Origin of the sequence: Caulifigura coniformis, assembly GCF_007745175.1 — a bacterium.
Taxonomy (GTDB): Bacteria; Planctomycetota; Planctomycetia; order Planctomycetales; family Planctomycetaceae; genus Caulifigura; species Caulifigura coniformis.
The window spans coordinates 2,771,434-2,797,313 of sequence record NZ_CP036271.1 but is presented as its reverse complement, the minus strand read 5'-3'; the positions used below and the strand labels follow the sequence as shown (position 1 = coordinate 2,797,313).

Here is a 25,880-nt window from a genome sequence, read left to right as displayed (position 1 = left end):
TCAACAATGGCTGGACGGCTTTCGATTCCTATCTGATTCTCAAGGACGGCTCTCAAAACCATACCCTGACGCTGATCCTGAACGTTCATCTCAACCCCATCCTTCCCTCAGGCATCCCACGGCAGATGCGGCTGCCATTCTTCGACTTCGACAACGTGATGTGGCTCATCCGCCCGTGGACCCGCACCGAATGGACGCGTTTCGTCCAGAACTTCAAACGCGAAGCGGCCCGGTGGACGAACCGGTTCTGGCTCGTTCCTCCGGCGTCGTATACGGGCCTCGACGTGAAAATAGGGGCCACGAGCGTGCGGCCAAACGTCTATTGCCACCTGTATATCAACGTCGTCGAGGACGCCGCGAACGCCCACACCTCCATCAGCGTTGTGAATCTCGATAAGGATTTCGCGAAAACCTCAATGGGATTCAGCGAGCAAGACCTGAAGGACGGTCAGTTCCGGTCTCACTCGACGCTGTACGGCAATTACGATGCACTCCCGGACGCGAACACATCGACGACCGATATCCACGGCACAGTGACCAACGTCACCAATTTCTCGACGGTGGCGCACGAGATCGGCCATTCGCTCGGTTTGCCGCATATCGGCGTCTCCCATAAGGATCCGCTCTGCAGCCTGGCCGTCCTCATGGACGACACCCTTCCCGCGGCAAGCAAGTCGACACTCCCGGCCCTCTTCAACGGCGGGAGCAATTCGAATGCCTGCTATGGACATCTTGCCCTGCCGGAGCGCGGCGCTAATATCATGGGCGGCGGAACCACGTTCGAGGCTTCCAACGCTGCGCCGTGGGCCGCCCGCATGGCGCTCCACACCGCGACGACCGCGACGGACTGGTCGGTCGAGACAAAACTTTCCGCCGCAACTCCGAAACCAGTTTGACATCGACGGACAGGCCGCCGCGGACGGCGGTGGGAGACTGTGCCTCCCCTGTGTGTCATGAAGCGGCCTGACGTCTGCGATCAGACGATCGAGTGGCCGGAGGAGGATGGTTCCGTGCTGGGCGACGCCCGGGTGGGGCGGAATCCACGCGGCGGAAACACGGGTTTGCAAGGAGTCAGTGCATGGCCGAAGAGGACGAGACTCCTGTCATGCCAACGCTCGAAACCGAGCGGCTGGTTCTGACTCCGTTGACGGCCGACGACGCGGCGGCGATGTATCCGGAACTCAGCGATTCCGGGCTCTACGAGCACATGGATGCGGACCCGCCCGAGTCGGAAGCCCAGCTGGCGGAGTACTATCGCCAGTTGGAACGACGGGTTTCTCCCGATCGGGACGAACGCTGGCTGCACTGGATCATTCGCAGCCGCGCCACAGGCGAGCCGATGGGTTTCGTGCGCGCGACAGTGGCGGCAGGGTCGCTGGGAATCATCGCTTACACGATCTTCCGCCGGTTTCATCGCCAGGGATTTGCCGGAGAGGCGACCCGGGCCGCCATTTCCCATCTCCTCGATGAGGAAATCGAGCACTTCATCGCACGGGTCAATCCACGAAACGAGGCGTCGAGGCGGCTGTTGACCCGATTGGGCTTTGAAGTCGCGTCGAGCGGCACGGCGCCGGGGACCGACCTGTTTTTCGCGGCCGATCGCCAGTCGTTGCGATTGGAGCCGGCAGCGCAGGTGTAAAGCGGTTGAGGGGAAGATTGCGGACGCTCGTCACAGACCGGCTGACCCTCGAGCCGCTGCAGGCGGGGCATGCGGAGGGAATGTTCGCCGGGCTCTGCGATGCCGAACTGCATCGGTTTCTTGTCGAGAGGCCGCCGGAATCTGTCGAGTGGCTGCGGCTGCGGTATCAGCGCTTGAGCAGGCGGCAGTCCGACGATGGTCGCGAGCAGTGGTGGAACTGGGTGCTGCGCCTCACCCACAGCGGCGAATTCGTCGGGTTCGTGCAGGCGACGATCTGCGAGAGCGAAGCGGAGATTGCCTACGTGGTCTTCCGGCCGTACTGGTCGCGCGGGCTCGCCAGCGAGGCAGTGGCCCGGATGATCGCGGAACTGCGGAGCAGCGGCGTGTCGGCGGTCTGCGCCTGCGCGGACCGGGCCAATCTGCGTTCACGGCGGTTACTGCAGCGGCTCGGATTCGAGGAGCGACCGTTGCCCGACTGGCGTCGCGAGGACGGAGTGGACGACTGCTGGTACGTGCTCGATGGCGACGCGCTGCAGCGTGTGGCCGTCCACGAGCACCCCGCGCTTACTGCCGAGCCCACGCGGGAGTGCCGAACCAGTCGTCCATCTCCTTGACGAACGGCGCGACCACGGAATCCGGCTCGGGAATCGCGCCGCGGTCGCCGGTTTCGACCATCCAGGTCTCGAGTGCCGCCCGCAGACGTGCCAGGGCTTCGCGGTGTTCGGGCAACTCGGAGCCGAGCAGGTTCCGGATTTCGTGGGGATCGGCCTGCGTGTCGTAGAGTTCTTCGCACGGTCCGGTGCGCTGCATGAGTTCCAGGGCCGGTCCGGTGAGGCGGCCCTGGGCATGCAGCTCCCGCATGACGGGCATGATGGCGAAGCACTTCTCCTTGTAGCGGTTGAGTGAGGAAAAGGTCGGGCCGGTGCTGAGCGTGCGGATGTAGTGGAAGCGCTCATCGTGGACCGAGCGGATGCGCTGGCGGGTTTCATCGATCCGGTCACGGGCGGCGAAGGCGTAGCGGCGAGATCCGGCGGCGGCGCCACCGAGGAACGGCCGGCCGTGCAGGGTCGCAGGGACCGCGGCTCCGGCGATGGAGAGTGTCGTCGCGGTCACGTCGATCAGGCTGATCACGCGGTCATCCACGGTCCCCGATTGGTAATGCGCAGGAGGATCGAACGACGCCGGCCATTTGACGATCATCGGGACGCGGAGCCCGTTGTCATAGCACCAGTGGATGCCGCGAGGCTCGAGGCGTCCGTTGTCACCGAAGAAGAGGATGACGGTGCTGTCCTCGAGGCCATCGGCGCGGAGCTGGTCGAGGACTCGACCGAACCGCAGATCCATCCCGGAAACGGAATTGAGGTACCGCGCCCACTCTTCGCGAACGACGGGGTGATCAGGGTAATAAGGTGGCGGCGTGACGGAGTCGGGCCTGGCGTGTGGAACGTGCTCCCTCTCCCCCACCCATTCAACGCGCTGCTTCGATTTGCTCTGGCGGTCGTAGATGTCGTACTCCGATTCCTCAGCATTCACGACGGCAAAGAAGGGCTGGTGACTTTTCAGAACGCTCCAGTCGGCGGCCCCTTCGTCGTAGATCGGCCCTTCGTTCACGAAATTTAGGTCCAGCTTGCCGGTGCCGACGCTGTGGCCTGCGACGGTCTTGATGTTGGCGGTGAAGTATCCGGCGTCCTTGAGGCGGTGGGTGACGGGGCGGACGCCGTCGGGAAGCCGGAAGTCGTCCGTCCGGTGCGACCGCATGTGATGCGTGTCGGTCGTCGTCTGGTACATGCCGGTGAAGAAGGCGGACCGGCTCGGGGCACAGGCGGGGTTCGTGGCGAACACCCGCGTGAACCGCTGCCCGCCGGCGGCGAGGGCATCGAGCCGCGGGGTGTGGACGTTCTTTGCGCCATAACAGCCGAGGTCGTGCGAGAGGTTCTCGCCGACGAGCCAGAGAATGTTCGGGCGGCGGGGCGTGTCAGCCGCCTGAAGCACCGGGAGAGGGATCAGCAACAGCCCGAGAAGCAGTAGACGTCCGGCAGAACGGCGGACGCGGACGGCGGCAAGCACGATGGCACAGGGAGTCATCATCACTGCACTGTACCGGCGGGCCGCTTCCGGACGAACAGGAGGGCGTTCCGCCCCCGCTGCGGAGCGCCACAGGGGCTGAAGTCCTCTTCGGATCCCGCTCGCCCAATACGAAAAGCCCGCGGAGGGGTTCCGCGGGCTTCGCACCTTTGCAGCGTTCTGCTGATTGGCGAATCAGGCGAGCTGGAACTTCTTCACCACCGGAGGAATCGTGAACACGACTCGGCCATCGATGAACGTCGCCGTTCCGAATGGCGACTTGCCGGTCAGCGTCACCGAGCCGAGGAATGTCGTCAGCGGAGAGGAGTTGTCAAAGCCGATCAGGAGACTGGCCGAGGGGCCTGCTGACACCGTCACCTTTCCGGAGAACGTCGTTCCGCCAATGTAGGGCGAGGAGGTGTTTTCAATCCTGAGGACATCCTCGCGGCCCTGCGAAATCAGGGAAGCATTCCCCTGGAAGCCCGCCTGGCTGATCTCGAGAACATTGTTGTTCCCGCTTCCCAGGTTCGTGCTGGTCGCTGCGGCGAACACGCTGGCCCGAATCCTGACGGTGTCGAGATCGTTGCCCATCGAGAAGCTGTTGCTTCCCACGGAGGACGTCTGCTGAACTCGTTCCACGGTCAGATCGTCGATGCCGCTGCCGGTTGTCACCCGGAGGATGCCTCCGATGGCGATGTCCGATGAGGAACTGCCGATCCAGACCTCGTCGTCATCATTGCCGGCAGCGATCGTCAGGTTTCTGCTGAAATCCAGATCGCCATGGCCGCCTAAGAAATCGGCAGTCCTGACCGAAATGCCGTCGTCGCCGCTGCCGGAGTTGATCGTGAAATGGTTGTTCACGTCGAAGTCGGCAAACGCGCTATCGAAGCCTCCGTCCGCCACGACGTCGATCAAGTCGTTGTCGTTCCCGGTCGTGACCTTCACGATCCCGTTCAGCGTCAAAGTGCTGGCAGCCTGATCAAACGCGGCGAACGACTCGAAAACGACCCGGTCGTCACCGTTGCCCGTGTTGATGGTTAGGGGACCATTGAGCGTGATGAAGGCCGTGGAGCTGTCGAAGGCTGTGTCACACCTGATGATAATGCTGTCCGCGCCGCTTCCCGTATTGATCGTGACGGGCCCGTTCAGAGTGGTGACGCTCGTGGATGTACCGAATGATGCAATCGACGCGACTCGAATCGTGTCCTCGCCGTTCCCCGTCGTGATGGCCAGTTTGCCTTCGATGACCGCGTCGCTGATGCTGACCGTGTTGTTTCCGTTGCCCAGCGACAACGTCACATTCTTCACGGTCAAGGAATCGAAGGCTCTGATCGTAATAGAGTCGGAGGTCGCCCCCGTGATGACCTTGATGCTGGTGACCCCCGCGAAATCGAGCTCTGTGAGGTCTTCGTTCAGCAGCGTGCCACCGGTTCCCGTGACGCGAACTCCGTTCCCGCCGTTGATCGTCTCGAACGTGAGGTTGTTGGCCGCCGCCACGTCTCCTTTCACCGTCAGAACGCCTCGCGACAACGTGGCCGTCGCCGACGGAAGAATTCGCGCATCCAGCATCTCCGCGCTCGGCCGGAGACCGGCATTGGCGCGGGTGGACCGTGCGACCGTGCGACGGGTGAACAACGATGAGAGCATCAGAGAATTCCCGCAGAAAGACCCGAAAAGCCAGGAAAAGCACTGCCTGCGAAAGGAGGATCGGAAACCCGTTCTGATCCTGAGCCGGCCTGGCTCGATCTCGCGTCAGGCATATCGACCCAGCCCCGGGCAGAACGATGCCCTTTGGCCTGTGGCAGGGCCGACCGCCGCAACGCTCGGTGGAACGTGAGGCCTGCACCAGATAGACGGTGCGATCTGGAGCGTCCCCCCGTCTTGGAGTGACGTCGGAGACGTGCCGGATGTCCCCGTGAGGTGATCCGCCAGATCGCCACCGCAGGCTGCCACGCAGAAAACCACCTGTAGCGGGCTGGACTCACGGGAACCAAACGCTCACAATCCCCCGCTTCGCAATTTCGAATCTGAATCCGACTGCGTCACGAAAGAGTCCGATGGGTACCCGTCCTCGCACCAAGGCCAAGCTCGCCAAGAAAGCCAAGCGCTGCACGAAGTGCGGTTCGCTCGTGACATATCGCGTTCGCTGCAAGAAGTGCAGCAAGGCCACGTAATGGCATTCTCGCGCAGCGGGTGAATCCCTGTGCGGTCTCTAAGCAGAACACTTCTTCGATGAGGGCGGCTGCGCTGCCCTCTCTTTTTTGCTGCGCGGAGCTGTGTGGCCATACTGCTTCGCCCGCACGTGCGAAGCCGGCCCCGCTCCTCGCACAGGCCGGGGCACAGGAGCCCGCCAGGTTCAATCGCGGCCGCGGGTGGTGGGCTCGATCCGTCCGTGAAGCACGTCGAGCACCTGATTCCTGAGAGCCGGCGTCGTCGAGATGCCGTTCCCGCCAGCGGTCGTCGATTCTCCGTTCCAGTTCAGGAACAGGCCTCCCGCCTCCGTGAGGATCGGCAGCAGGGCCGCGGCGTCCCACAGGCTCATGATCGGGTCGACGTGAACATCCGCCCGGCCGGTGGCAACCAGGCAGTGGCCATAACAGTCGCCCCAGCCACGAGTCAGGCGGGCCGTCTGGCACAGACGCGTGAACGCATCCAGCTTCCCGATCAGGTCCCAGGTCCCCACGGAGGTGAACGTGAACAGGCCGTCCTCGAGCCGGGCCGTGTTGCGCACCCGGGCCTTCTCGGGCTCGGCATCGCCGATCTTGCGCCAGGCCCCCTGCCCCTTGGAGGCATAGACCACCTCATTCAGGGCCGGGAAACGGGAAAGGCCGATGATCGGCTCGCCGTTGTGTTCGACCCCGACAAGAGTCCCGAAGAGAGGCACTCCTGAGATGAATGACTTCGTGCCGTCGACCGGATCGAGAATCCAGCGATAGCCGGAGGTCCCGGGCGTTTCTCCAAATTCCTCGCCGAGGACCCCGTCCTGGGGAAACGCCTTGAGGATTTCGGCCCGCATGAGCTGCTCGGCCCCCTGATCGGCCGCGGTGACCGGGGTCTGGTCGGCTTTGAGTTCAACCGGAATGTCGCCGAGGTGGTAGTACGACAGGATCAGTTCGGCCGCGCGGGCGGAGGTTTCCAGGGCGAACTGCAGGCGGTCGGCAATCGGATTGGACATGAGGGCTGACGGGCAACGCTGAACGAGCTGGATTGAAGGAGACCGGCGGTCGCGGGGAGTGTCATGGTCGCCCGACCATGACACAACTGTCCAGGACGTGACGCACGGGATTCACGTCGCCGTCCACCGATCATCGCCCCCCTCTTGCCCAGGGGTTCCTGACCCGCGCGCAACCACTCCCATCAGGGAAGAGAGTTCGTTCTTTGGCAATTCAGGAGAGGTAAGTGCTCCCCCGGCCTAACGCGGGGGCGATGATCTCAAAAAACTCGTCACACATGTCACAGATGTGCAAGCCCAATGGGGCAGCAGCTTTCCGCTGTCACACGTCGAGTCACAGGTCGTCACACATCTCCCGTCAGGCCCCCGCGCAAAGTTCAAGGCCGCGGCGCACGGGAATCACCCGGACGACCTAACGCACGGGCGGGAGCTCGAATTCGGGCTCGAAGATCGCCAGGCTCGCGGTGAAGCCATGGATGTGGTTCCGGCCGGCGACGGGGCCCAGCTCTCCCTGGGCAAAGAGCCCGGCCATCGGAATCGGGCCGATCATCGACTGCACGACGGCGGCGTCGTGATGCGGCTGCTCGAACATGCGCGTGCCGCGGCCGTTGCAGGTGAACAGCAAGGCGCCGCGTCCCTTCCCTTCGGGAATGGTCTTGAGCGGACTCAACATCGACCGAAGGTCTTCATCGGCCGACTCCGCGTCCCGGACGTGGAACTGGATCGTCTGCCCGGTGCGGACCATCGCCCCGACTGCGACGGCGCCGTCATCCTCATCAGCGCCGATGACACTGGAGATCAGGAAGTCGCCGCGGTCGAAATGGTCCTGGTACTCGTTCATGGCCATGCCGATATGCGGCCCCCGCTGGAAAATCGCCCGCTGCTTGTCAGGCAGTTCGGCGAAGGTTTCGCGGAGCCGCTCGAGGGCCGGACGGCCGCCGAGCTCGAACATGACGTTCTTTTCACTGCGGGTGATCACAAACGGGCGGCCGACAGGGCGGCAGCCCTGCGAGACGACGCTGCGGACCTTGATCGGACCGCTCAGAACAGCGCCGACGCCGCCGAAATTGGTGATCTCGTCATCGCGAACAAGACGGTGTTCGCCCGGATTGCTCGCGCCGCTGGCCATTCCGCCGAGAAGCGGGATTCCGGGGAGGTCATCCGCGAGACGGTCGATGAGGAACCGGGCGGGACAGGTATAGGGATCGCCGAAGAGGAGGACCGTGCGGACCTGGCCGGGAAGGTCTTCCGCGGTGGGGAGGCCGTCGGAGAGCACGCCGTCGGGCGTCTGCTCGAACTTGGCGTGGAACGTCTGCACGTCGACGCCGGGGAGCGACGCGGCCCAGGCACTGATGGCGGGCCCGCCCTCGACTTCGCGGTCACGTCCGACGACCGACTCGGCCGTGCAGCCGAGGAGATGTCGGGTCGGCAGCTCTTTGCGGAACGACTGAACGATGTCTTCAAAATGCTCCGCGTGAGCGGGGGTCACGAAGAGAATGCTGAGATCGGCCGATTCGTGCTGCAGCTGCCGCCGGAGCGATTCTCCGACCCTGAGAGCCGAGAGGCCCGCGTTCGGATGCTGGTCGAGATCGGCTGCGAAGCGCATGGTCGGACGAAATCAATCAGAGTGCGGCCTCACGCGGCTGGAATCTCCCAAGACACATGGAATCACCCGCCAGAATTTCGCGCCGCTGTGGGTGCATCATAGAATTGAAACGCCGGCTTGTCGCGGGGGTTCACGGAAACTCGAAGGTGTGTCTCTGATTCACAATGGTCAACGCCTGATGGGATCGGCTCGGCTCGCGCCGAGCGCACGCCAGGAGCTCTGATGGGAACCTCACCGGTGCAGCAGAATGAAAATTGGGTGGCCCGTCGATTTTGCGGGCTGCTAGAGTGAGGCGGACGGAACGCGACCACGAGGATGCGAGATGGCGAACAGGCGTCGAGGCTCCTGGCAGAAAACGGCGCGGGCGTGGCGTTGGGCGCCGGCGCTGGCGATCGCCATTGCTGGCGCACAGGGCATGGGGAGCCCTTCCCCTTCACTGGACCTCTCGCACGCGACTCGGCGGCTGGGATCGACATCCTTTACCGATCGTCATCAGGCGGGCGACACGCTGCTGCGGGCCGGCGCATCCGCGATCCCGTATCTGCGGCAGGCGACCGAATCGGAGTCACCGGAAGTTCGGTTCCGGGCGATCGAGATCCTTCAACGAATCGAGCTGCAGGTCCTGGAAACACAAAAGGCGGACATCCTTTCTGGAGCCCTGTCCGACGGCCAGCTCCCGGCCTGGGACCGCTACCTGCAGATTGTCGATGACTCGCCGGCCGCACGACGCCTGTTCGTGGCAATGCTCGATCGTTCGCCCCAGCTGTTGCTGAGCTTCGGAACCTCCGAGTTTGCCGAGCAGTTCAACCGGGAAGTCAGCGAATGGAGCACGTCCGCTTCGCCGTGGCCCCGTCGAAGCGGTCCGGAGGGAGCGGAGAAGCTGGCGGCGCTGCTCTTGTCTGCCTGTCAGCCGGAATGCGATCCGACGCCGATCCAGGCCCAGTTGATCAGTCGCCCGGCCGAGTTTTCGTGGTTTCAGAACCAGGTCCTCGCGGGCGAACGAAACGCGACGCTGAAGTCGATCCTGGTGGCGTGGATCCAGCAGACCGGCCGCGGTTCGGCCGACGCCCGGCTGCACCTGGCCCAGCAGTATCGATACCGGGAAGGAGTCGTCCCGGCACGCGAGATCGTCGCAGGCGCCGCGACGGCACTGGAGATCCAGAGTGCGCTGCTCTTCCTGTCGTCGTTCGGCCTCGAGCAGGACATTCCGCTGGTCGAGCAGTTGCTCAGCAACGAAACGGAGCTGCAGACGTTCCAGTCGCAGCGTCCCAGTGACGCGCTGAAGACTCAGGTTCGCGACGTGGCCCTCGTCACCCTGTGGAGGATGCGCCGCGAGCATCCGGCCAAGCATGGAATGAAGTCGTATCTCGAACAGAATGGCGCCCCTCGCCCGGGAACGATTGGCTTTCAGAGTGACGAGGAACGGAACCTGGCGATCCTGCACTGGCGCGTCTGGCGGAAGCGGTTCGTCAAAACCGATCTGCCGCTCGATGGATGGGCGATCGAAGGCCGGCCAGGCTGAACCGGTGGCTCGGCCTGGTGGGCTTCAGTCGTCTTCCGCTCGTTGTTGCGACGCCCTTCGACGCCGCTACACTCCGCCGCGTGTCACCTTCGCCCGACTGGTCCGCCGAGTATCCGTTTGCGCCGCACGTGCTTGATCTCGGCGGCCTCAAGTATCACTACGTGGATGAGGGTTCGGGGCCGACCGTACTGTTCGTGCACGGCAATCCGACGTGGTCGTTCGCATGGCGGAATCTGTTGAGGGACCTGTCCCGCGATCATCGCGTGATCGCCGTCGATCACATCGGGTGCGGACTGTCCGACAAACCGCAGAAGTACGACTACGTCCTTGAGAATCACGTCTCAAACCTGACGCGGCTAATCGACGAACTGGACCTGCGCGACGTGACGCTGGTGGGACACGACTGGGGGGGCTGCATCGGAATGGGGGCGGCCGGACGGCGGGCCGATCGCTTCAGGCAGTTCATCCTGATGAACACGGCCGCGTTCCGGTCAAAGCGGATTCCGCTGCGGATCGCGGTCTGCCGGATTCCATTTCTCGGTGCGCTGGCGGTGCGAGGCTTCAATGCCTTCGCAGGCTCGGCGTTGTGGATGGCCGTGGAGCACCAGGACAAATTCTCCCCCGCGGCGCGGGCCGGTTTCATCGCACCGTACGACAACTGGGCCAACCGCATCGCGACGCACGAATTCGTTCTGGATATCCCGCTCGGGCCGGGGCACCGCAGCTACGACACGCTCGTGACGATCGAAGAGGGACTCGCACAGTTCCAGAATCACCCCCTGCTGCTGTTGTGGGGAGAGAAGGACTGGTGCTTCACGATGGAGTTCCTCAAGGAATGGCAGGCGCGTTTCCCGAACGCCCGCACGGTCACGTACGCGGACGCCGGGCATTATGTGTTCGAGGACGCGATCGAACGGATGATTCCTGAAGTGAGAAGCTTCCTGGGTTCGCGGTGAGAACTGCAGGCGTTCCAGCCTGCTTGCGGCCAGGTGGCGGCTTCCATCATGATCGAGTCTGAAGCACGTCCACCGCATTCAACGGTGGCGGGTGTCTGAAATCAGCGGACGAATGCGGGAGCGCTCTCACCATGAAGCGGTTCGTGCTGTGTTTTGTTCTGGCCGTCCTGGCGACGGCGGTCCCTGCCGCCGCCCAATCGGCCTCGCGCGATCGCGAGAAGCAGCCGAACGTGCCTGCGGGCAAGACCACGAGCGGAGTGTTCACAGAGACCCGCATCTTCCCCGGCACGCGGCGGGACTACAGCGTCTACGTTCCGGCGCAGTACACGGGGGAGAAGCCCGCGGCCCTGATGGTTTTCATGGACGGGGCCACCTATGCGAAGCCCGACGGCGCTTTCCGCGTGCCGGTCGTCTTCGACAATTTGATTCAGCAGGGGGCGATGCCCGTCACGATCGCGGTGTTCGTGAATCCCGGAATGATTCCGGCAACGAAGCCTGACGCGAAAGATCGCAGCAACCGGTCGCTCGAATACGACTCACTGGGGAATCGCTACGCGAAGTTTCTGGTCGACGAATTCCTGCCGGTCGCGCTCAAGGGGCTGAATGTCTCGACCGATCCGAAGCAGCGCGCGGTCTGCGGGATTTCCTCGGGCGGCATCTGTGCCTTCACGGTCGCATGGGAGAAGCCAGACCAGTTTGGCAAGGTGATGAGCCACATCGGCAGCTTTACGGACATTCGGGGCGGGTGGGCCTATGCCGGACTGGTCCGCAAATCGAAATCGTCTCCCAAGGCGATCAAGGTCTTCCTGCAGGAGGGGAAGGACGACCTGAACAACCTGTTCGGGAACTGGCCGCTCGCGAACCGGGATCTGTCGGCCGCGCTCCAGTTCGCCGGCTATGAGCATCAGTTCGTGATGACCGACGGGGGGCACAACGGCAACGCGGCCGGCACAGCCCTGCCCGATGCCCTGCGATGGCTGTGGTCGGACCAGGCAAAGACGTCGCCGGCCGGCGGCGAAGTGGCGCCGAACGCCAAACCGACGTGGACGCCCCATCCGGACGCCGTCGAACGCACGGATGTTGCGCATGGAACCATCGAAGAGATGCCGACCTGGGAATCGAAGATCTTCCCGGGCACGACGCGCGAGTGGTCGATTTATGTTCCGGCGCAATACCGGAAAGAGACGCCGGCGGCCCTGATGGTGTTCCAGGATGGTTCCGGTTTTCGCAATCCGAAGGGACGCTGGCGCGTGCCGGTGGTGTTCGACAACCTGATCGCGCGGGGCGACATGCCGCCGACGATCGCCGTGTTCATCAATCCGGGGCACGACCGCTCGAAGAATCCTGATCCCAAGGCCAAGCCTTCCAATCGCGGCTTCGAGTACGACAGCCTGGGCGACCGCTATGCCCGGTTCCTCCTGGAGGAGATCCTGCCGGAGGTCGAGAAGAAGTACAGCATCTCGAAAGATCCGGAGATGCGAGCCATCTGCGGATCGAGTTCGGGGGGCATCTGTGCCTTCACCGTCGCGTGGGAACGGCCGGAAGCGTTCCGCAAGGTGCTGACGAACGTCGGCAGCTTCGTGAATCTTCGGGGGGGCGACATTTACGCGTCGCTGATCCGCAAGACGGAGCAGAAACCGCTGCGAGTCTATATGGCTGACACAAGCGGCGACCTCGACAACCCGTTCGGGAACTGGCCACTCGCGAACCAGCAGATGAACTCGGCCCTGACCTACATGGGCTACGACGTTCGTTTCGACTGGGCCGAAGGATATGGCCACAACGCCGATTTCGGCGGGGCACAGTTTCCCGAGGCGCTGAAATGGCTGTGGCGCAAGGAGAAGTTCACCCCGACTTTCGACACGAAGGGGGATCTCAGGGGAGACATGACGCTGCTGAAGCTGCTGGTTCCGGGCCAGACGTGGGAGGTCGTCGCGGAGAATCTCGGATTCGCCGATGCCCCCTGCACGGATGCCGAGGGGAACTTCTATTACTCCGACATGAAGGCGCCAGCGGTTTACAAAGTGGCCGCGGCGGACGGCAAGAAGACGGTGATCGCGAAGGAATCGATCAGCGGCCTGGAATTCGGTCCTGATGGTCTGCTGTATGGCTGCCAGGGGGCGAAGTCGCGGGTGATTTCGCTCGACCCGCGGAGCGGCGAAGTGAAGGAAGTGGCGACGGGCGTGACGCCCAACGACCTGGCCATCACTCGCGACGGCTTCATTTTCATCACGGAGACGAAAGACAAGAAGGTCACGCGGATCAGCATCAAATCGGGCGAAAAGGTCGTCGCGGACACTGGAATCAGCCGTCCGAACGGAATTGCTGTCTCCAATGACCAGGGGACGCTGGCGGTCTCGGATTCGGGCGGTGAAATCGTCTGGACGTTCCGCGTGAACGCCGACGGGTCGCTCGATTCCAAGCTGCCGACGATGACGATGCGGTTGCCGATCGATCCGAAGGGGGAATTCAAGTTCAACGCGCCGCCCCCGTACCTGGCTGCTTCGAAGGGAGATGGCATGGCGGTGGACCGGGCAGGGCGCTATTACGTGACATCGGCGCTGGGGGTCCAGGTCTTCGATGCGACCGGGCGGCTGTGCGGCGTGTTGCCAAAGCCGAAGGAGTCCCAGCCGTTGACAAGTTGCCTGTTGGCGGGCGTCGGGCACGACTTCCTGTATGTCACCAACGGGGACACGGTGTATCGCCGGAAGCTCAAGGTGGAGTGACGATTCGCGTCTGACGGGCCGGGGTGAGGTCCGATTCGAGGGTTTGCGGGGCCTGGACAGCGTTGGAGAGGCACAAAAGTTCCAGTTTGGATTGAACAACGACCATTCATCGGCGACGATTGATGGAACGTCGCCTGGCTCGCCCGGCGATCCCGCCTCCCAATCCCTCCTCGACAATCTCGCCCCTCATGGTGGACGCACGCACCCGCCAGTGGTTGCTATTGGTGCTTGTTGGCACATGGGTGCTGACAGGGACTTGGGCCCACGGCGCCGATGAGCAAGCGCCGGCGAGTTTTCCCGAGGCGCCGACGGTGACGTTTGAAGCGGATGTTCAGCCGCTGCTGACCCGCCTGGGATGTAACTCCGGCCCCTGCCACGGCAAGTCGCGAGGCCAGAATGGCTTCGCTCTTTCACTCCTCGCGTTCGACCAGGACTTCGATTACGCCGCCATCGTTCAGGAAGGGCGTGGACGTCGCATCTTCCCGTCTGCTCCTGATCAAAGCCTGCTGCTGCAGAAGGCCAGCGGCAAGGCGCCGCACGGCGGTGGCAAGCGACTGGAAGCCGGCAGCCCGCACTACCAGCTGATCCGCTCCTGGATTGAATCAGGCGCTCCGCGAACTCCCGCCGACGCCCCGACGATTGTTCGCGTCGTGGTCGAACCGGCGACTCAGCAGCTGGCAGCGGGCGAATCGGTGCAGTTGCGAGCGATTGCCGAATACACCGACGGTCGCCGCCGCGACGTCACCGACAGCGCCGCTTTTCAATCCAACGACCGCACGGTCGCGACGGTCAGCGACGACGGCCTGCTGAAAGCCGGAGCACTCTCGGGTGAAACGGCCGTCATGGCGCGGTACCTGAGCCACATCGCCGTCTGCACGGTCACGATTCCGCTGCCCGGCAAGATTCCGGACGAGCAGTACGCCCAGCTTCCCAGGCACAACCAGGTCGATGAGCTGGTCTGGCAGAAGCTGAAGACGCTCGGGATGCTGCCGGCGGAGCGGGTCGACGACGCGAAGTTTCATCGCCGGGCCTACCTGCGGGCGATCGGCCGGCTGCCGAGCGTGGACGAGACGCGTGCGTTTCTCGCGGACACCGGCGCAGACAAGCGGGTCCGGCTGATTGATCAGTTGCTCGATCGACCCGAATACGGCGACTTCTGGGCCAACAAATGGACCGACCTGCTCAGGCCGAATCCCTACCGGGCGGGCATCAAAGCCGTCTGGAACATGGACGCCTGGCTCCGCGAGGCCTTCCGCACGAACAAACCGTACGACGAGTTCGTTCGCGAACTGGTGACGGCGCAGGGAAGCACGTGGAAGAATGGCGCGACAGTGATGTTCCGCGACCGGCCTTCGCCCGTGGAAATCGGATCGTCGGTGAGCCAGCTGTTCCTGGGAGTCCGGCTGGAATGCGCCAAGTGCCATCATCATCCGTTTGAAATCTGGAGCCAGGACGACTTCTACGGCTTCGCGTCGTTCTTCGCGCGAGTGGGCCACCAGGGCGGGCTGTCGCCGCCGATCTCGGGGACCGAAGAAGTGATCTACACCCTTCCGAAAGGCCAGGTCACGCATGGCCGTACGGGGGCAGGCGTCGATCCGAAGACCCTGAACGGCGAAACCCTGGCTCTCAGCGCCGACGAGGAACCGCGGGAAATCCTCGCCGAGTGGATGACCAGCGACAAGAACCCCTGGTTTGCGAAGGTAATGGCGAACCGCGTGTGGGGCGAGTTGATGGGGGTGGGGATCGTCGACCCGGTGGATGACCTGCGGGCCACGAATCCCGCGTCGAACGATCCACTGCTGAACTTCCTCGCCGAGGACTTCCGGAGCCACGGCTACAACGTCAAACATCTGATCCGGACCATCATGACGTCGCACGTGTTCGAGCTGAGCACGGTTCCGACGGAACGCAACGCGTCCGACCTGCGAAACTTCTCGCGATACTACCGCCAGCGAATGCGGGCGGAAGTGCTGCTGGATGGAGTGAACGACGTCCTCGGAACGACCGATGATTTCGGAGCCATGCCTCCAGAATCGAGGGCGATGCAGCTGTGGACCCACCGTTCTTCGTCGCTGTTCCTCGATACGTTCGGCCGGCCTGATCCCAACCAGGATCCGCCGTGCGAGCGGACCAGTGATGTGACGACGCCGCAGATCCTGCACCTGATGAATTCGCCAACCCTCAACGAGAAGATCTCGAAGGACGACGCCCAACCTGCCAAACTTGCGGCGAGCGATCGACCTGTCGCGGAACTGGTCGAGGAGGTGTTCCTACGCGTCTACAGCCGCATGCCGACCAACTCGGAGGTGGCGACTGCGTCTGAACTGCTGGCCGATCCCAAGAACCGCCGCGCCGGAATGGAAGATCTGTTCTGGGCGCTGCTGAACACTCCTGAGTTCTACTTCGTCGACTGAACAGGACCTCACGATGGCGATTCACCGCAACTGCGAAGGGATGGAGCGTCGCGACTGCCTGAAACTGGGACTGGGAGCAGTCCTGGGTGGCGGGTTCGCGAGCGCGATCGGGCGACGGGCACAGGCGGCGACAGCTGCGGCCGGAAAAACCAGCTGCATCCTGGTCTGGCTGGATGGCGGCCCGAGCCATTTCGAGACGTTTGATCCCAAGCCCGATGCTCCGGCCGAGATTCGCGGCGAGTATCATCCGATCGAAACGAAGGTGCCCGGGCTGTTCTTTTCGGAGAACATGACAAAGCTGGCGGCCATCGCCGACAAGCTGACGATCGTGCGGTCCGTCCGTCACGATCAGAACAACCACGGGGCCGGAAACCATTATATGATGACCGGCGCTCCGACGCGGATCCCGGTCGGCTGCGGGGCGTTCGTCAGTTTCCACCCGAGCATGGGATCGGTGGTTTCCGCCGAGCGCGGGGCGCCTCCGGGTCTGCCCCCTTACTTCTCCCTGCCTTCGATGACGCGTTCGGGCGGCCCCAATTTCCTCGGCGCCCGGCATGCTCCGTTCGTCGTCGGCGGCGATCCGAGCAAGGAATCGTTCCGGGTCCGGGACGTCACGATTCCCAACGGCCTGATGGATGGTCGCGTGACGGGTCGACGCGAGTTGCGCCAGAACCTCGACAGCCTGCTCCGGTTCAATGACCAGGCGGCCGGCGACCCGGTGCTGGGGGCGGATGAGAACTATCAGCAGGCGGTGTCGCTGATCACGTCGCCCGATGCCCTCAAGGCCTTCGACATCCAGCAGGAATCCGCGCAGGTTCGGGACGCGTACGGCCGGAATTCGTTCGGGCATCAGGCGCTGTTGGCGCGTCGACTCATTGAAGCAGGCGTGCCGTTCGTCACGATCAACAGCGGCGGATGGGATCACCACTCGGACATCTTCCCGGCATTCAAGAAGAAGGGGCGCGAGCTGGACTCGGTCGTCGCGGCGCTGATCGAAGACCTCGACCAGCGAGGACTGCTCGACACGACCCTCGTGCTGGTCATGGGCGAGTTCGGCCGCACTCCGAAGATCTCGACGCTTGCCGACCGGAAAACGCCGGGGCGCGACCACTGGTCGAGCGCCCTGTCGGTGCTTGTCGCCGGGTGCAAGACGCCGCGCGGGCAGGTGGTCGGTGCGACCGATCGCAACGGCTTCTCAGCCATCGAGAATGTGTACGCGCCGGAAAACCTGGTGTCGTCGGTGTACCTGAAGCTGGGAATTAATCCGGACAAGATCCTGTACACGCCATCCGGACGCCCCGCACACCTGGTCAGCGATTCGCGGCCGATTGCCGAGTTGATGGGATGATTCGAGCGGACATTTCCCAACGTGCCCGCGTCGTGACGCGTCTGGCAGTGCGCGCCTGTCTGACGACTCTCGTCGCCGTTGGGCTCGGCCATTCAGTGATGGCCGCTGCTCCGACCTTAACACACGTCTTTCCGCCGGGCGGACAGCGGGGCTCGACGGTTTCGGTGACGTGCAAAGGGAAGTTCGACTGGCCTGTTTCCGTGGCCGCCGGAGGGGTGACGATCACGCCGGGGACGGAAGCGGGAAAGCTGGACATCAGGATTCCCGAGGAATTCGCCGCGGATCGCGTCTGGATCCGGCTGCACAACGCGGAGGGGGCTTCCAATGCTGTCCCCTTCCTGATCGGCAGCCTGAAAGAGGTCAGCGAAGTCGAACCGAACAACGCGCCGTCGAAGGCGCAGAAGCTGGAGGGTGCGGAAGTCACGATGAATGGCGTTCTCACGAAAGGAGACGTCGATGGTTTCGCAATCACACTCGAGGCGGGCCAGGTCGTCGTGGCGGCCGTCGATGCCAGCACCCGACTCGGCTCGCCGATCGATTCGATCCTGCAGGTGGCGGATGAGCGAGGCTTCGTGCTGGCCGAGAATCACGATGAAGTGGGACTCGATCCCCGCCTCGTCTTCCGGGCCTCCAGGTCCGGCGTCCACGTGATCCGGCTGTTCGCGTTTCCGTCCACTCCCGATTCGACGATCGCCTTCTCCGGGGGCGACACGAGCATTTACCGATTGACGGTGACGACGGGCCCGTTTGTCGATCACACGCTGCCGATGTCGACCGCGTTGACGGACGGTGGAGCGGTCGAGCCGCTCGGCTGGAATCTCGCGGCAGGGACGACGGCGGCGGTCGTTCCGTTCGGGGGAGCCGAACCTCACGGGCTTCTCGAGTTGGAGCCGCAGGGGGAAGACCGCGTTGCATCGGAGTCGCGCCTGGGGCTGGTGTTTTCGCCTCAGTGGGGTGGTTCCGCCCGCGTGCGTCTGACGCCCTATCCCGCCTCGGCCAACATCGGACATGCCGTGGACGAAATCGTGCCGCTGGCCATTCCGGGTGCGGTGACCGGTCGCCTGACCGTCTCGCGCCAGATGGATCGCTATCGACTGAGCCTCAAGAAAGGGCAGCCGGTCGTGATCGTGGCGGAAGGCCGATCGGAGTTTCCGATCGACCCGGTGATGCAGCTGAAGGATCCGAAGGGGGGAGTTGTCGCGACGCTCGACGACCCGTCTCCCCGAAGAGCGCCGATCCTGGCGCACACGGCGACGCAGGACGGCGATTACGAACTGACGATCCGCGACCGACATCGCCGGGGATCGGATCGGGCGTTCTACCAGCTGACGGCGCGCATGGATGCTCCGGACTTCGAGTTGACCACCAGCGCGGATGCGCTCGTGGTCACCAGCGACAAGCCGGCGGAGTTGACCGTGAACGTCCAGCGCCGTGGATCAGGCGTCGGCGCCATCACCGTGGAAGCGGTGGACCTGCCGGAAGGAGTGACGGTCGAGCCCGTGATTTCGGAGACGAAAGGCGACTCGTCGAAAAAGGTGAAGCTGAGTTTTCTGGCAAAGGGAGGCGCCTACTCCGGTCCAGTACGGATCAGGGGAATTGCTCAAGAACCGACTGAAACAAGGCGTTTTGCAAGGACTCCCGTGCAACTGGGGGCCTGTTTTGATACACTCTGGCTGACGGTCGTGGCGAAGCCTTCAAGTTGATTTCTGACGACGGGTTGCTGTTGGCACTCTCTTGTGATCACCGGGAACATTCCGGGTCGACAAACTTGAGAACTCTTGACTGGTGTGCTGTGACGCGAGGGTCGGCCTGGAAGCAAAGGCCGCGTGATGACTGCAGGGGTCAGGGCCAAGAGGCAAGCAGGAGTGCGGAGAGAGGGCAAGTTCCTGCTGCGAAGAGACCGAATCGGTCGGGTCACACATCGCTGTTCGACGTCTGTTGGTTGCGTCAATTGAAAGTCGGCTCACTCGAACGAGGCGCAGAGATTCCTGCGAGCGCAGGTTCCGGCCATTTTCAGCGGCACGCAGACGACGCGGCAATCAGGGAAGCGTGTCCAAAAAACGGCCGAGAATTGAACCAGCGCCGCGCGTCTCCATTCCCACCAAGGGGAATCGCAGTCGAATGATCGCCTCGCGACGTGGGGTTTTCCCGAATGGCAGGCGTTACGGAGGAGTTTATCGGTTGATGTTCGAAGACATTCGCAGAGTATTCGCACACCCTTGCGGGGTGGTTGAGCGGTAGGTTTTAGCCCGCCCGCCAGCTCCTGTCTCGCAAGGGCTTTTTTCTTGTCCACGCGCTCCGTAGGGCACAATCCGCGCGTGATTGCCTCCTGAGGCGGCAGTGAGCCCCGGACCGTGCCACGGCCATCGCCAGGCGGTTGTCGCTTTCGACACGGAATTATCTGCAGTCGCCCGGAGAAACGCGGTGCGCTCTTGTCAGAGACGGTGCGCAAGGGGACCATAGCAGCCCGCAGATCCCGCCTCCTGATCCCACCTTACAGGATGTCTGCCTTGCGTTGTTTCGGCCCGGCCCTTGCCCTGGTCGCCATTGCGCCTTTGTGTGCAGTTGGCGCTGAACCTCAACTGACGTTCGAAGCGGACATCCGGCCGATCCTCCGCGCCCACTGTTTCGATTGCCACGGCGCCACAGCCGATGTCGAGGGAGGCCTCGACCTGCGACTGGTGAGATTCCAGACGAAAGGGGGGGACTCCGGCCCGTCTCTTGTCCCGGGCAAGGCGGCGGACAGCCTGATCTGGCAGCGTGTCGAACAGGGAGAAATGCCTCCAGGCGAAGCGAAGGTCTCCGCGGAGGAGAAAGAAACGCTGCGCCGATGGATCGAAGCCGGCGCCCCGACGATTCGCCCGGAGCCGGAGACGATTCCAGCCGGCCTGGGAATCACCGAGGAAGAGCGGTCGTGGTGGGCTTTTCAGCCGATCCGCCGGCCTGATGCCCCCGAGGTGCAGGCGCGAGACCGGATTTCGAATCCGATCGACGCGTTCGTGCTCGCGAAGCTCGAAGAGAACGGGCTGACGATGAATCCCGTTGCCGACCGCGAAACGCTGGTCCGGCGCGCCTACTTCGACCTGACCGGGCTGCCGCCGACTTACGAACAGGTGCTGGCGTTCATCAACGATGCTTCGCCGAACGCCTGGCCCAAGCTGATCGACGACCTGCTGAACTCGCGCCACTACGGTGAGCACTGGGGCCGGCACTGGCTGGATGTCGCCGGCTATGCGGATTCCGACGGGGTGTCGACGGCCGATCCAGTGAGGCCTTATGCCTACAAGTACCGGGACTACGTGATCCGTTCGCTCAACGCGGACAAGCCGTTCAACCAGTTCCTCGTCGAGCAGCTGGCCGGCGACGAGCTGATTCCACAGCCGCCCGTGAACCTGACGCCGGAACAGACCGAGATCCTGACGGCGACAGGCTTCCTGCGAATGGGGGCCGATGGGACGGCCTCGGGAGGGGACGCCGACCTGACTCGCAACCAGGTGGTTGCGGACACGATCAAGATCGTGACGAGTTCGCTGTATGGCCTGTCGGTTGGCTGTGCGCAGTGCCACGACCATCGGTACGACCCGATCCCGCAGTCGGACTACTACGCGATCCGTTCGATTCTCGAGCCGGCCTACGATCCGAAGGCGTGGAAAACTCCAGCCCAGCGGCAGGTTTCACTGTACACGGACGCGGACCGCGCGAAGTCGGCCGAGATCGAGAAGGAGGCCAAGGCCGTCATTGAGACGCGCGACGCGAAGCAGAAGGAGTATATGGAGGCCGCTCTGGCCAAAGAGCTCGAAAAGCATCCGGAAGAGTTGCGCGAGACGCTGAAGACGGCGTATCACACCCCGGCCGACAAGCGGACGGACGAGCAGAAGCAGCTTCTGAAAGAGCGGCCCAGCGTCAACATTTCTCCGGGCACGCTGTATCAGTACGACCCGAAAGCCGCGGAAGAACTGAAGAAGCTGGGCGAAGAGATCAACACCATTCGCGCGAAGAAGCCGGTGGAAGATTTCGTGGCGGCTCTGACCGAGCCTTCGAAGACGGCCCCGGTCACCTTCCTGTTCCATCGCGGCGACCATCGGCAGCCCAAACACCCGATCGGTCCGGCGGACCTGCAGATCGCCTCGCCGCCGAACGAACCGATGAAGTTCCCAGGCGACGACGAAGCCTTGCCGAGCACCGGCCGACGTCTGGCCTGGGCGCGATGGCTCACATCGGGTCAGCATCCGCTCGTGGCACGAGTGATCGCCAACCGTGTGTGGATGAATCACTTCGGCCGCGGCATCGTCGGCACTCCCGGCGAGTTCGGAAAGCTCGGCGAACTGCCGACTCATCCCGAACTTCTCGACTGGCTGTCGTCGGAGTTCATGGCGAACGGCTGGAGTCTGAAAGCCCTCCACCGCCAGATCATGCTGTCGTCGACTTACCAGCAGTCGTCGCGTCGCTCGCCGAAGAAAGACGAACTGGACGGCGACAACCGGTTTTACGGGCGGATGCCCGTGCGTCGGCTGACCGCAGAAACGATCCGCGACCGGATGCTCGCGGTCTCGAATATCCTCGACCGGACGCAGTTCGGGCCGTCCGTTCCCGTCGTCGCAGATGACGCGGGGCAGATCATCGTCCAGAACGCGGTTCCGCGGCGCAGCGTGTACCTGCAGGTTCGCCGAACACAACCGGAAAGCATGCTGACGGCTTTCGATGCACCGGTCATGGACCTCAATTGTGAGCGTCGTCCGAGCTCCACCGTCGCCGCTCAATCGCTGATGCTGATGAACAGTGAATCGGTGCTGGACCTGGCCCGCAAGCTGGCTGAAAAGTCGCGGCAAACGCCGGCGTCGACCAGCAGTCTGACAATTCGCCCCGAGCTGGCCGAACGCATCGCAGCGAGCACCGCGTCCCCCTGGAGCTTCGGCTACGGGGGAATCGATGAAGAGGCGGGTCGTCTGAAATCGTTCACGCCGCTCCCGCACTGGTCGGGCACACAGTGGCAGGGCGGCGAAAAAGTTCCTGATCCCGAACGGGGCTGGGTCCTGCTGCATGCGACGGGAGGACATCCGAGCGGCAAAGCCGATCATGCCGCGATCCGTCGCTGGACGGCTCCGGTCGCGGGGACGGTCTCAATCACCGGATCGCTGAAGCACGGTTCACCCAACGGCGACGGTGTGCGCGGACGAATCGTCTCGAGCCGCAGCGGCATCGTCGGGAACTTCATCGCCACGAACGGAAGCGTGCAATCGGATGTCGCCTCTGTGGCGATTGAACCGGGTGACACGCTCGACTTCGTCCTGGATTGCCGGGCCAATGAGAACGCCGATTCGTTCGAGTGGACCGTCACGATCTCGAAGTCGGGCGGAGCCGCGATGTCGTGGGCTTCGCAGGCGGGATTCCACGGACCGGTCGACAGCCTGCCCCCCCTGCCCGGTCAGCTCGCCGCCGCGTGGCAATCGGCGTACAGCCGGGACATCACGCAGGACGAGTTCGAGCGGGCGCTGCAGTTTGCCGTCGAACAGCTCGAGACGCTGAATTCGATCCCCGCGGATCTGAAGAAGACCAGGCCGCCGGCCGACGACCAGATGCTGATGCTGACGAATCTCTGCCAGCAACTGATCAGCTCGAATGAGTTCCTGTACGTGGACTGAATCGTTCACTTCGTTTTGAAGTCGAAGTCATGACCATGCCATTGAGAACACGACGCGAGTTTCTGGCAGAGAACGCCATGGGCATCGGCTCGATCGCCCTGGCGTGGATGCTGCAGCAGGAACAGGCGCTGGCGAAGCCCGCATCAGTCGCCGAGCGGCAGGTAGCGCATACGCTGCTGCCGAAGAAGCCGCATCATGAGCCGACGGCGCGGGCGATGATTTCGCTCTTCATGCACGGCGGCCCATCGCACATGGACCTGACCGATCCGAAGCCGGAATTGAGCCGGCTCGATGGAAAGGATTACTCGGGAGACATCACCTACAGCTTCGTGAACCGCGCCAGCAAGGCGCTGCTGGGAAGCCCGTGGAAGTTCGAGCCCCGCGGCGAATGTGGCACCGAGCTTTCCGAACTGCTCCCGCATACGTCGCAGATCGTCGACGACATGTGCCTGATCAGGTCGATGCACACCGGGCACAACGGCCATGAAGTGTCGATCCGCTACTTCCATGGCGGGATCCCGGCGGTCCTCGGCCGGCCCACGCTGGGATCGTGGCTGGTGTACGGTCTTGGTTCGGAATCGCAGAACCTTCCGGCTTATATGGTGATGACTGACCCAGGCGGCCATCCAGTCGACGCAGTGAACAACTGGTCGCCAGGATTCATGCCGCCGCTGTTCCAGGGGACGGTGCTGCGTCCGACGGAACCGCGCATCCTGAACCTGAATCCTCCGCCCCACCTGAAAGGGACGCTGCAGGGCAAGAACCTGGAACTGCTGAGCGAGCTCAACCGCAGGCACCTCGAGCAGCACCCGGCCGAGGCCGACCTCGAGGCGCGGATCGCGAGCTACGAACTGGCAGCCCGCATGCAGACGGCGGCCGTGGAAGCACTCGACATCTCCCAGGAAACCAAGGCCACGCAGGAGATGTACGGCATCGATCACGATGCGACCCGCGAATACGGAACGCGATGCCTGATTGCGCGTCGGCTGGTGGAGAGAGGAGTCCGGTTCGTGCAGCTGTTCCTGGGCGGCCAACCGTGGGACAACCACACCAACATCCGCGCGGGGTTGCCGGGGATCGCACGAAAAACTGATCAACCGTCCGCAGCTCTCGTGAAAGACCTCAAGCAGCGCGGCCTCCTCGACACCACGCTGGTGCACTGGGGGGGCGAGATCGGTCGACTGCCCGTGACGGAAGGAACTGGCGACCAGTGCGGCCGCGACCACAACGGCCAGGGTTTTTCCATCTGGATGGCGGGCGGCGGAATCAAGGGGGGCATGGCGTACGGAGAAACCGACGAAGTCGGGCACAAGGCCGTGACGAACATCGTCACCCCCAACGACTACCAGGCAACCGTTCTGCACCTGTTCGGGCTGGATCACAGGAAGCTGACCTACCAGCACAACGGGCAGGAGCAGATCATCACGGCAAAGCGCGACTGCCACATCGTGAAAGACATCCTGCGCCGACCGGAAACCGTGGCGGCGGAGACGGCGAAGGAGGCCTGACAATGGCCGGCCTTCGCGAGCCCCACACCCCCGAATGGCGTTCTCCTCGAGCGTTCCCCGAGCTACTCCGGGCGGCGCGCCGGCGGCCCCGCACAGACGCGAAAAAGGATCTCCGCTGCCATTTGCAGCTGATCAATCTCGATGAACTCATCCCTGGTGTGGGCCTGCGCAATCGAGCCGGGTCCGAAGACAACGGAAGGAATTCCTGCCCCGGAGGTGTAGGCCGCATGTGTGCCGAAGGGGACGCCGATCGCCTCGCGAGTGCCGGCCACCGCTTCGATATGGTCGAGCAGGGTTCGGGTGAGCGATCCGTTGAATGCATCCGAAAGAGGCGGGCATTCGATCCATGGAGGTTCGAACTCGACGGGAAAGTCCAGGTCGCGAGTCACAACCTCCTGAATGTCGGCATACGCCCGGTCGAAGGATTCACCCGGCCGCAACCGGCGATCGATCTCGATCGTGCACGAGTCGGGAACAATGTTGACGCTCATTCCCCCGTCGATGCGTCCGACGCTGAGCGTTGCAGCGCCGCACAGGGGATGAGGCTCCGCACTGGACGGCAAGGCGGCCGCATACTGTTCCAGGCGCGCCACAACTCTGGCCATGCGATAGATCGCATTCACGCCTTGTGTCGGATCGGAGCTGTGGCAGGCTACGCCGGTCGTCCGAATGCGGAATCTCAGAACTCCGCGATGCGCGACGACGACGTCGAGCAACGTCGGCTCCGCGATGATCGCGAAATCGGGGGCGGACGGCAGCAGCTTCGAACGGCCCGACGTCCAGGCATCAACGAGGTCGCGGATTCCCAGCGTCGTGGCTTCCTCATCGCAGGTGCAGCTGAGGACGACATTGGCCGAACCGGCAGGCCGCTCCTCGACCAGCCGGCGAAACGCGAAGAGCATGGCCGCCATCCCCCCCTTGACGTCGGCCGAGCCGCGTCCGGTGATCCTTCCATTCTGGACGATCGGTTCGAAGGGGGGCACGGTCATCCCGTCGACGGGGACGGTGTCCTGATGGACATCGAGCAGGATCGTGCTCGAAGCGTGGGGAGCGTCATATCGCGCGACCAGGTTGGGGCGACCGGGAGCAACGTCCCAGCGTTCGCAGGGAACCCCGAGCGACCGGAAGAATCGTTCGAGCCAGTCGGTCAATCGATACTCGAACGCGATGTCGTGGTCGACTTCGCGTCCCATCGGATTGACACTGGGGATCTCGATCAGTCGACAGAGAATGTCTTCGACCGTGCGTTGCCTGTCGGAGACGATCATTGAGGCCTACGAAGA

The 25,880-nt window shown here is 63.5% G+C and carries 16 protein-coding genes (1 of these 16 running past the window's edge); 11 read left to right on the top strand and 5 right to left on the bottom strand.

Features of this window, described 5'->3' with window-relative positions; translation table 11 throughout:
- From Pan44_RS10985 to Pan44_RS10975, 3 genes are all read left to right on the top strand, one after another.
- Positions 1–896: the 3' portion of a zinc metalloprotease gene (locus Pan44_RS10985; protein WP_145030083.1), read on the top strand. Its footprint begins 115 nt before the window's first position; only the last 896 of its 1,011 coding nucleotides appear in the window; its start codon lies beyond the left edge, outside the window; its stop codon occupies positions 894–896.
- Positions 897–1,078: 182 nt separating this feature from the next.
- Positions 1,079–1,639, top strand: coding sequence for a GNAT family N-acetyltransferase (locus tag Pan44_RS10980; RefSeq protein ID WP_145030081.1), 561 nt, complete (start codon positions 1,079–1,081; stop codon positions 1,637–1,639).
- Positions 1,640–1,656: 17 nt separating this feature from the next.
- Positions 1,657–2,253, top strand: coding sequence for a GNAT family N-acetyltransferase (locus tag Pan44_RS10975; RefSeq protein ID WP_145030079.1), 597 nt, complete (start codon positions 1,657–1,659; stop codon positions 2,251–2,253).
- On the opposite strand, the gene Pan44_RS10970 is transcribed toward Pan44_RS10975, so the two are convergent.
- From Pan44_RS10970 to Pan44_RS10955, 4 genes are all read right to left on the bottom strand, one after another.
- The gene (locus Pan44_RS10970) at positions 2,204–3,727 is read right to left on the bottom strand and encodes a sulfatase family protein (RefSeq protein WP_145030077.1); all 1,524 of its coding nucleotides are present in this window, start codon (positions 3,725–3,727) and stop codon (positions 2,204–2,206) included. The genes Pan44_RS10975 and Pan44_RS10970 overlap by 50 nt on opposite strands.
- A gap of 171 nt (positions 3,728–3,898) precedes the next feature.
- The gene (locus tag Pan44_RS10965) at positions 3,899–5,350 is read right to left on the bottom strand and encodes a hypothetical protein (RefSeq protein WP_145030075.1); all 1,452 of its coding nucleotides are present in this window, start codon (positions 5,348–5,350) and stop codon (positions 3,899–3,901) included.
- A 709-nt stretch (positions 5,351–6,059) separates the two neighbouring features.
- Entirely contained in the window at positions 6,060–6,878 is an 819-nt protein-coding gene (gene hisN / locus Pan44_RS10960; RefSeq protein ID WP_145030073.1) for a histidinol-phosphatase, read from the bottom strand.
- A gap of 409 nt (positions 6,879–7,287) precedes the next feature.
- Positions 7,288–8,481, bottom strand: coding sequence for an FIST signal transduction protein (locus Pan44_RS10955; RefSeq protein ID WP_145030071.1), 1,194 nt, complete (start codon positions 8,479–8,481; stop codon positions 7,288–7,290).
- Between the two features lie 322 nt (positions 8,482–8,803).
- Here Pan44_RS10955 and Pan44_RS10950 point away from each other — a divergent pair, with 322 nt between their 5' ends.
- The 8 genes from Pan44_RS10950 (at position 8,804) to Pan44_RS10915 (ending at position 24,597) form a co-directional block, all read left to right on the top strand.
- Complete coding sequence (locus tag Pan44_RS10950; protein ID WP_145030069.1) at positions 8,804–10,003, top strand: hypothetical protein; 1,200 nt, start codon at positions 8,804–8,806, stop codon at positions 10,001–10,003.
- Between the two features lie 80 nt (positions 10,004–10,083).
- Positions 10,084–10,959: an alpha/beta fold hydrolase gene (locus Pan44_RS10945; RefSeq protein ID WP_231754290.1), complete on the top strand. Its 876-nt coding sequence runs from the start codon at positions 10,084–10,086 to the stop codon at positions 10,957–10,959.
- A 131-nt stretch (positions 10,960–11,090) separates the two neighbouring features.
- A complete protein-coding gene (locus Pan44_RS10940; protein ID WP_145030065.1) occupies positions 11,091–13,685 on the top strand; it encodes an alpha/beta hydrolase-fold protein in 2,595 nt (864 codons plus the stop codon).
- Positions 13,686–13,807: 122 nt separating this feature from the next.
- Complete coding sequence (locus Pan44_RS10935) at positions 13,808–16,099, top strand: DUF1549 domain-containing protein (protein ID WP_231754289.1); 2,292 nt, start codon at positions 13,808–13,810, stop codon at positions 16,097–16,099.
- 13 nt (positions 16,100–16,112) lie between these two features.
- Complete coding sequence (locus Pan44_RS10930; RefSeq protein WP_145030063.1) at positions 16,113–17,447, top strand: DUF1501 domain-containing protein; 1,335 nt, start codon at positions 16,113–16,115, stop codon at positions 17,445–17,447.
- Positions 17,444–19,150: a hypothetical protein gene (locus Pan44_RS10925; protein WP_145030061.1), complete on the top strand. Its 1,707-nt coding sequence runs from the start codon at positions 17,444–17,446 to the stop codon at positions 19,148–19,150. The genes Pan44_RS10930 and Pan44_RS10925 overlap by 4 nt, the downstream gene beginning before the upstream one ends.
- A gap of 807 nt (positions 19,151–19,957) precedes the next feature.
- Positions 19,958–23,089 (top strand): PSD1 and planctomycete cytochrome C domain-containing protein, encoded by a 3,132-nt coding sequence (locus tag Pan44_RS10920; protein WP_197454013.1) that lies wholly within the window; start codon positions 19,958–19,960, stop codon positions 23,087–23,089.
- A gap of 29 nt (positions 23,090–23,118) precedes the next feature.
- Entirely contained in the window at positions 23,119–24,597 is a 1,479-nt protein-coding gene (locus tag Pan44_RS10915; RefSeq protein ID WP_231754288.1) for a DUF1501 domain-containing protein, read from the top strand.
- Between the two features lie 62 nt (positions 24,598–24,659).
- On the opposite strand, the gene Pan44_RS10910 is transcribed toward Pan44_RS10915, so the two are convergent.
- Positions 24,660–25,865, bottom strand: coding sequence for a M20 family metallopeptidase (locus tag Pan44_RS10910; RefSeq protein ID WP_145030056.1), 1,206 nt, complete (start codon positions 25,863–25,865; stop codon positions 24,660–24,662).
- Between the last annotated feature and the right edge of the window lie 15 nt (positions 25,866–25,880).

Excerpts from the sequence above, each read along its gene's own strand:
- Pan44_RS10930 (WP_145030063.1), top strand. The coding sequence starts at position 16,113 with ATGGCGATTCACCGCAACTGCGAAGGGATGGAGCGTCGCGACTGCCTG.
- Pan44_RS10940 (WP_145030065.1), top strand. The coding sequence starts at position 11,091 with ATGAAGCGGTTCGTGCTGTGTTTTGTTCTGGCCGTCCTGGCGACGGCG.
- Pan44_RS10935 (WP_231754289.1), top strand. The coding sequence starts at position 13,808 with ATGGAACGTCGCCTGGCTCGCCCGGCGATCCCGCCTCCCAATCCCTCC.
- Pan44_RS10980 (WP_145030081.1), top strand. The coding sequence starts at position 1,079 with ATGGCCGAAGAGGACGAGACTCCTGTCATGCCAACGCTCGAAACCGAG.
- hisN (WP_145030073.1), bottom strand. The coding sequence starts at position 6,878 with ATGTCCAATCCGATTGCCGACCGCCTGCAGTTCGCCCTGGAAACCTCC.
- Pan44_RS10955 (WP_145030071.1), bottom strand. The coding sequence starts at position 8,481 with ATGCGCTTCGCAGCCGATCTCGACCAGCATCCGAACGCGGGCCTCTCG.
- Pan44_RS10915 (WP_231754288.1), top strand. The coding sequence starts at position 23,119 with ATGACCATGCCATTGAGAACACGACGCGAGTTTCTGGCAGAGAACGCC.
- Pan44_RS10910 (WP_145030056.1), bottom strand. The coding sequence starts at position 25,865 with ATGATCGTCTCCGACAGGCAACGCACGGTCGAAGACATTCTCTGTCGA.
- Pan44_RS10950 (WP_145030069.1), top strand. The coding sequence starts at position 8,804 with ATGGCGAACAGGCGTCGAGGCTCCTGGCAGAAAACGGCGCGGGCGTGG.
- Pan44_RS10925 (WP_145030061.1), top strand. The coding sequence starts at position 17,444 with ATGATTCGAGCGGACATTTCCCAACGTGCCCGCGTCGTGACGCGTCTG.
- Pan44_RS10965 (WP_145030075.1), bottom strand. The coding sequence starts at position 5,350 with ATGCTCTCATCGTTGTTCACCCGTCGCACGGTCGCACGGTCCACCCGC.
- Pan44_RS10970 (WP_145030077.1), bottom strand. The coding sequence starts at position 3,727 with ATGATGACTCCCTGTGCCATCGTGCTTGCCGCCGTCCGCGTCCGCCGT.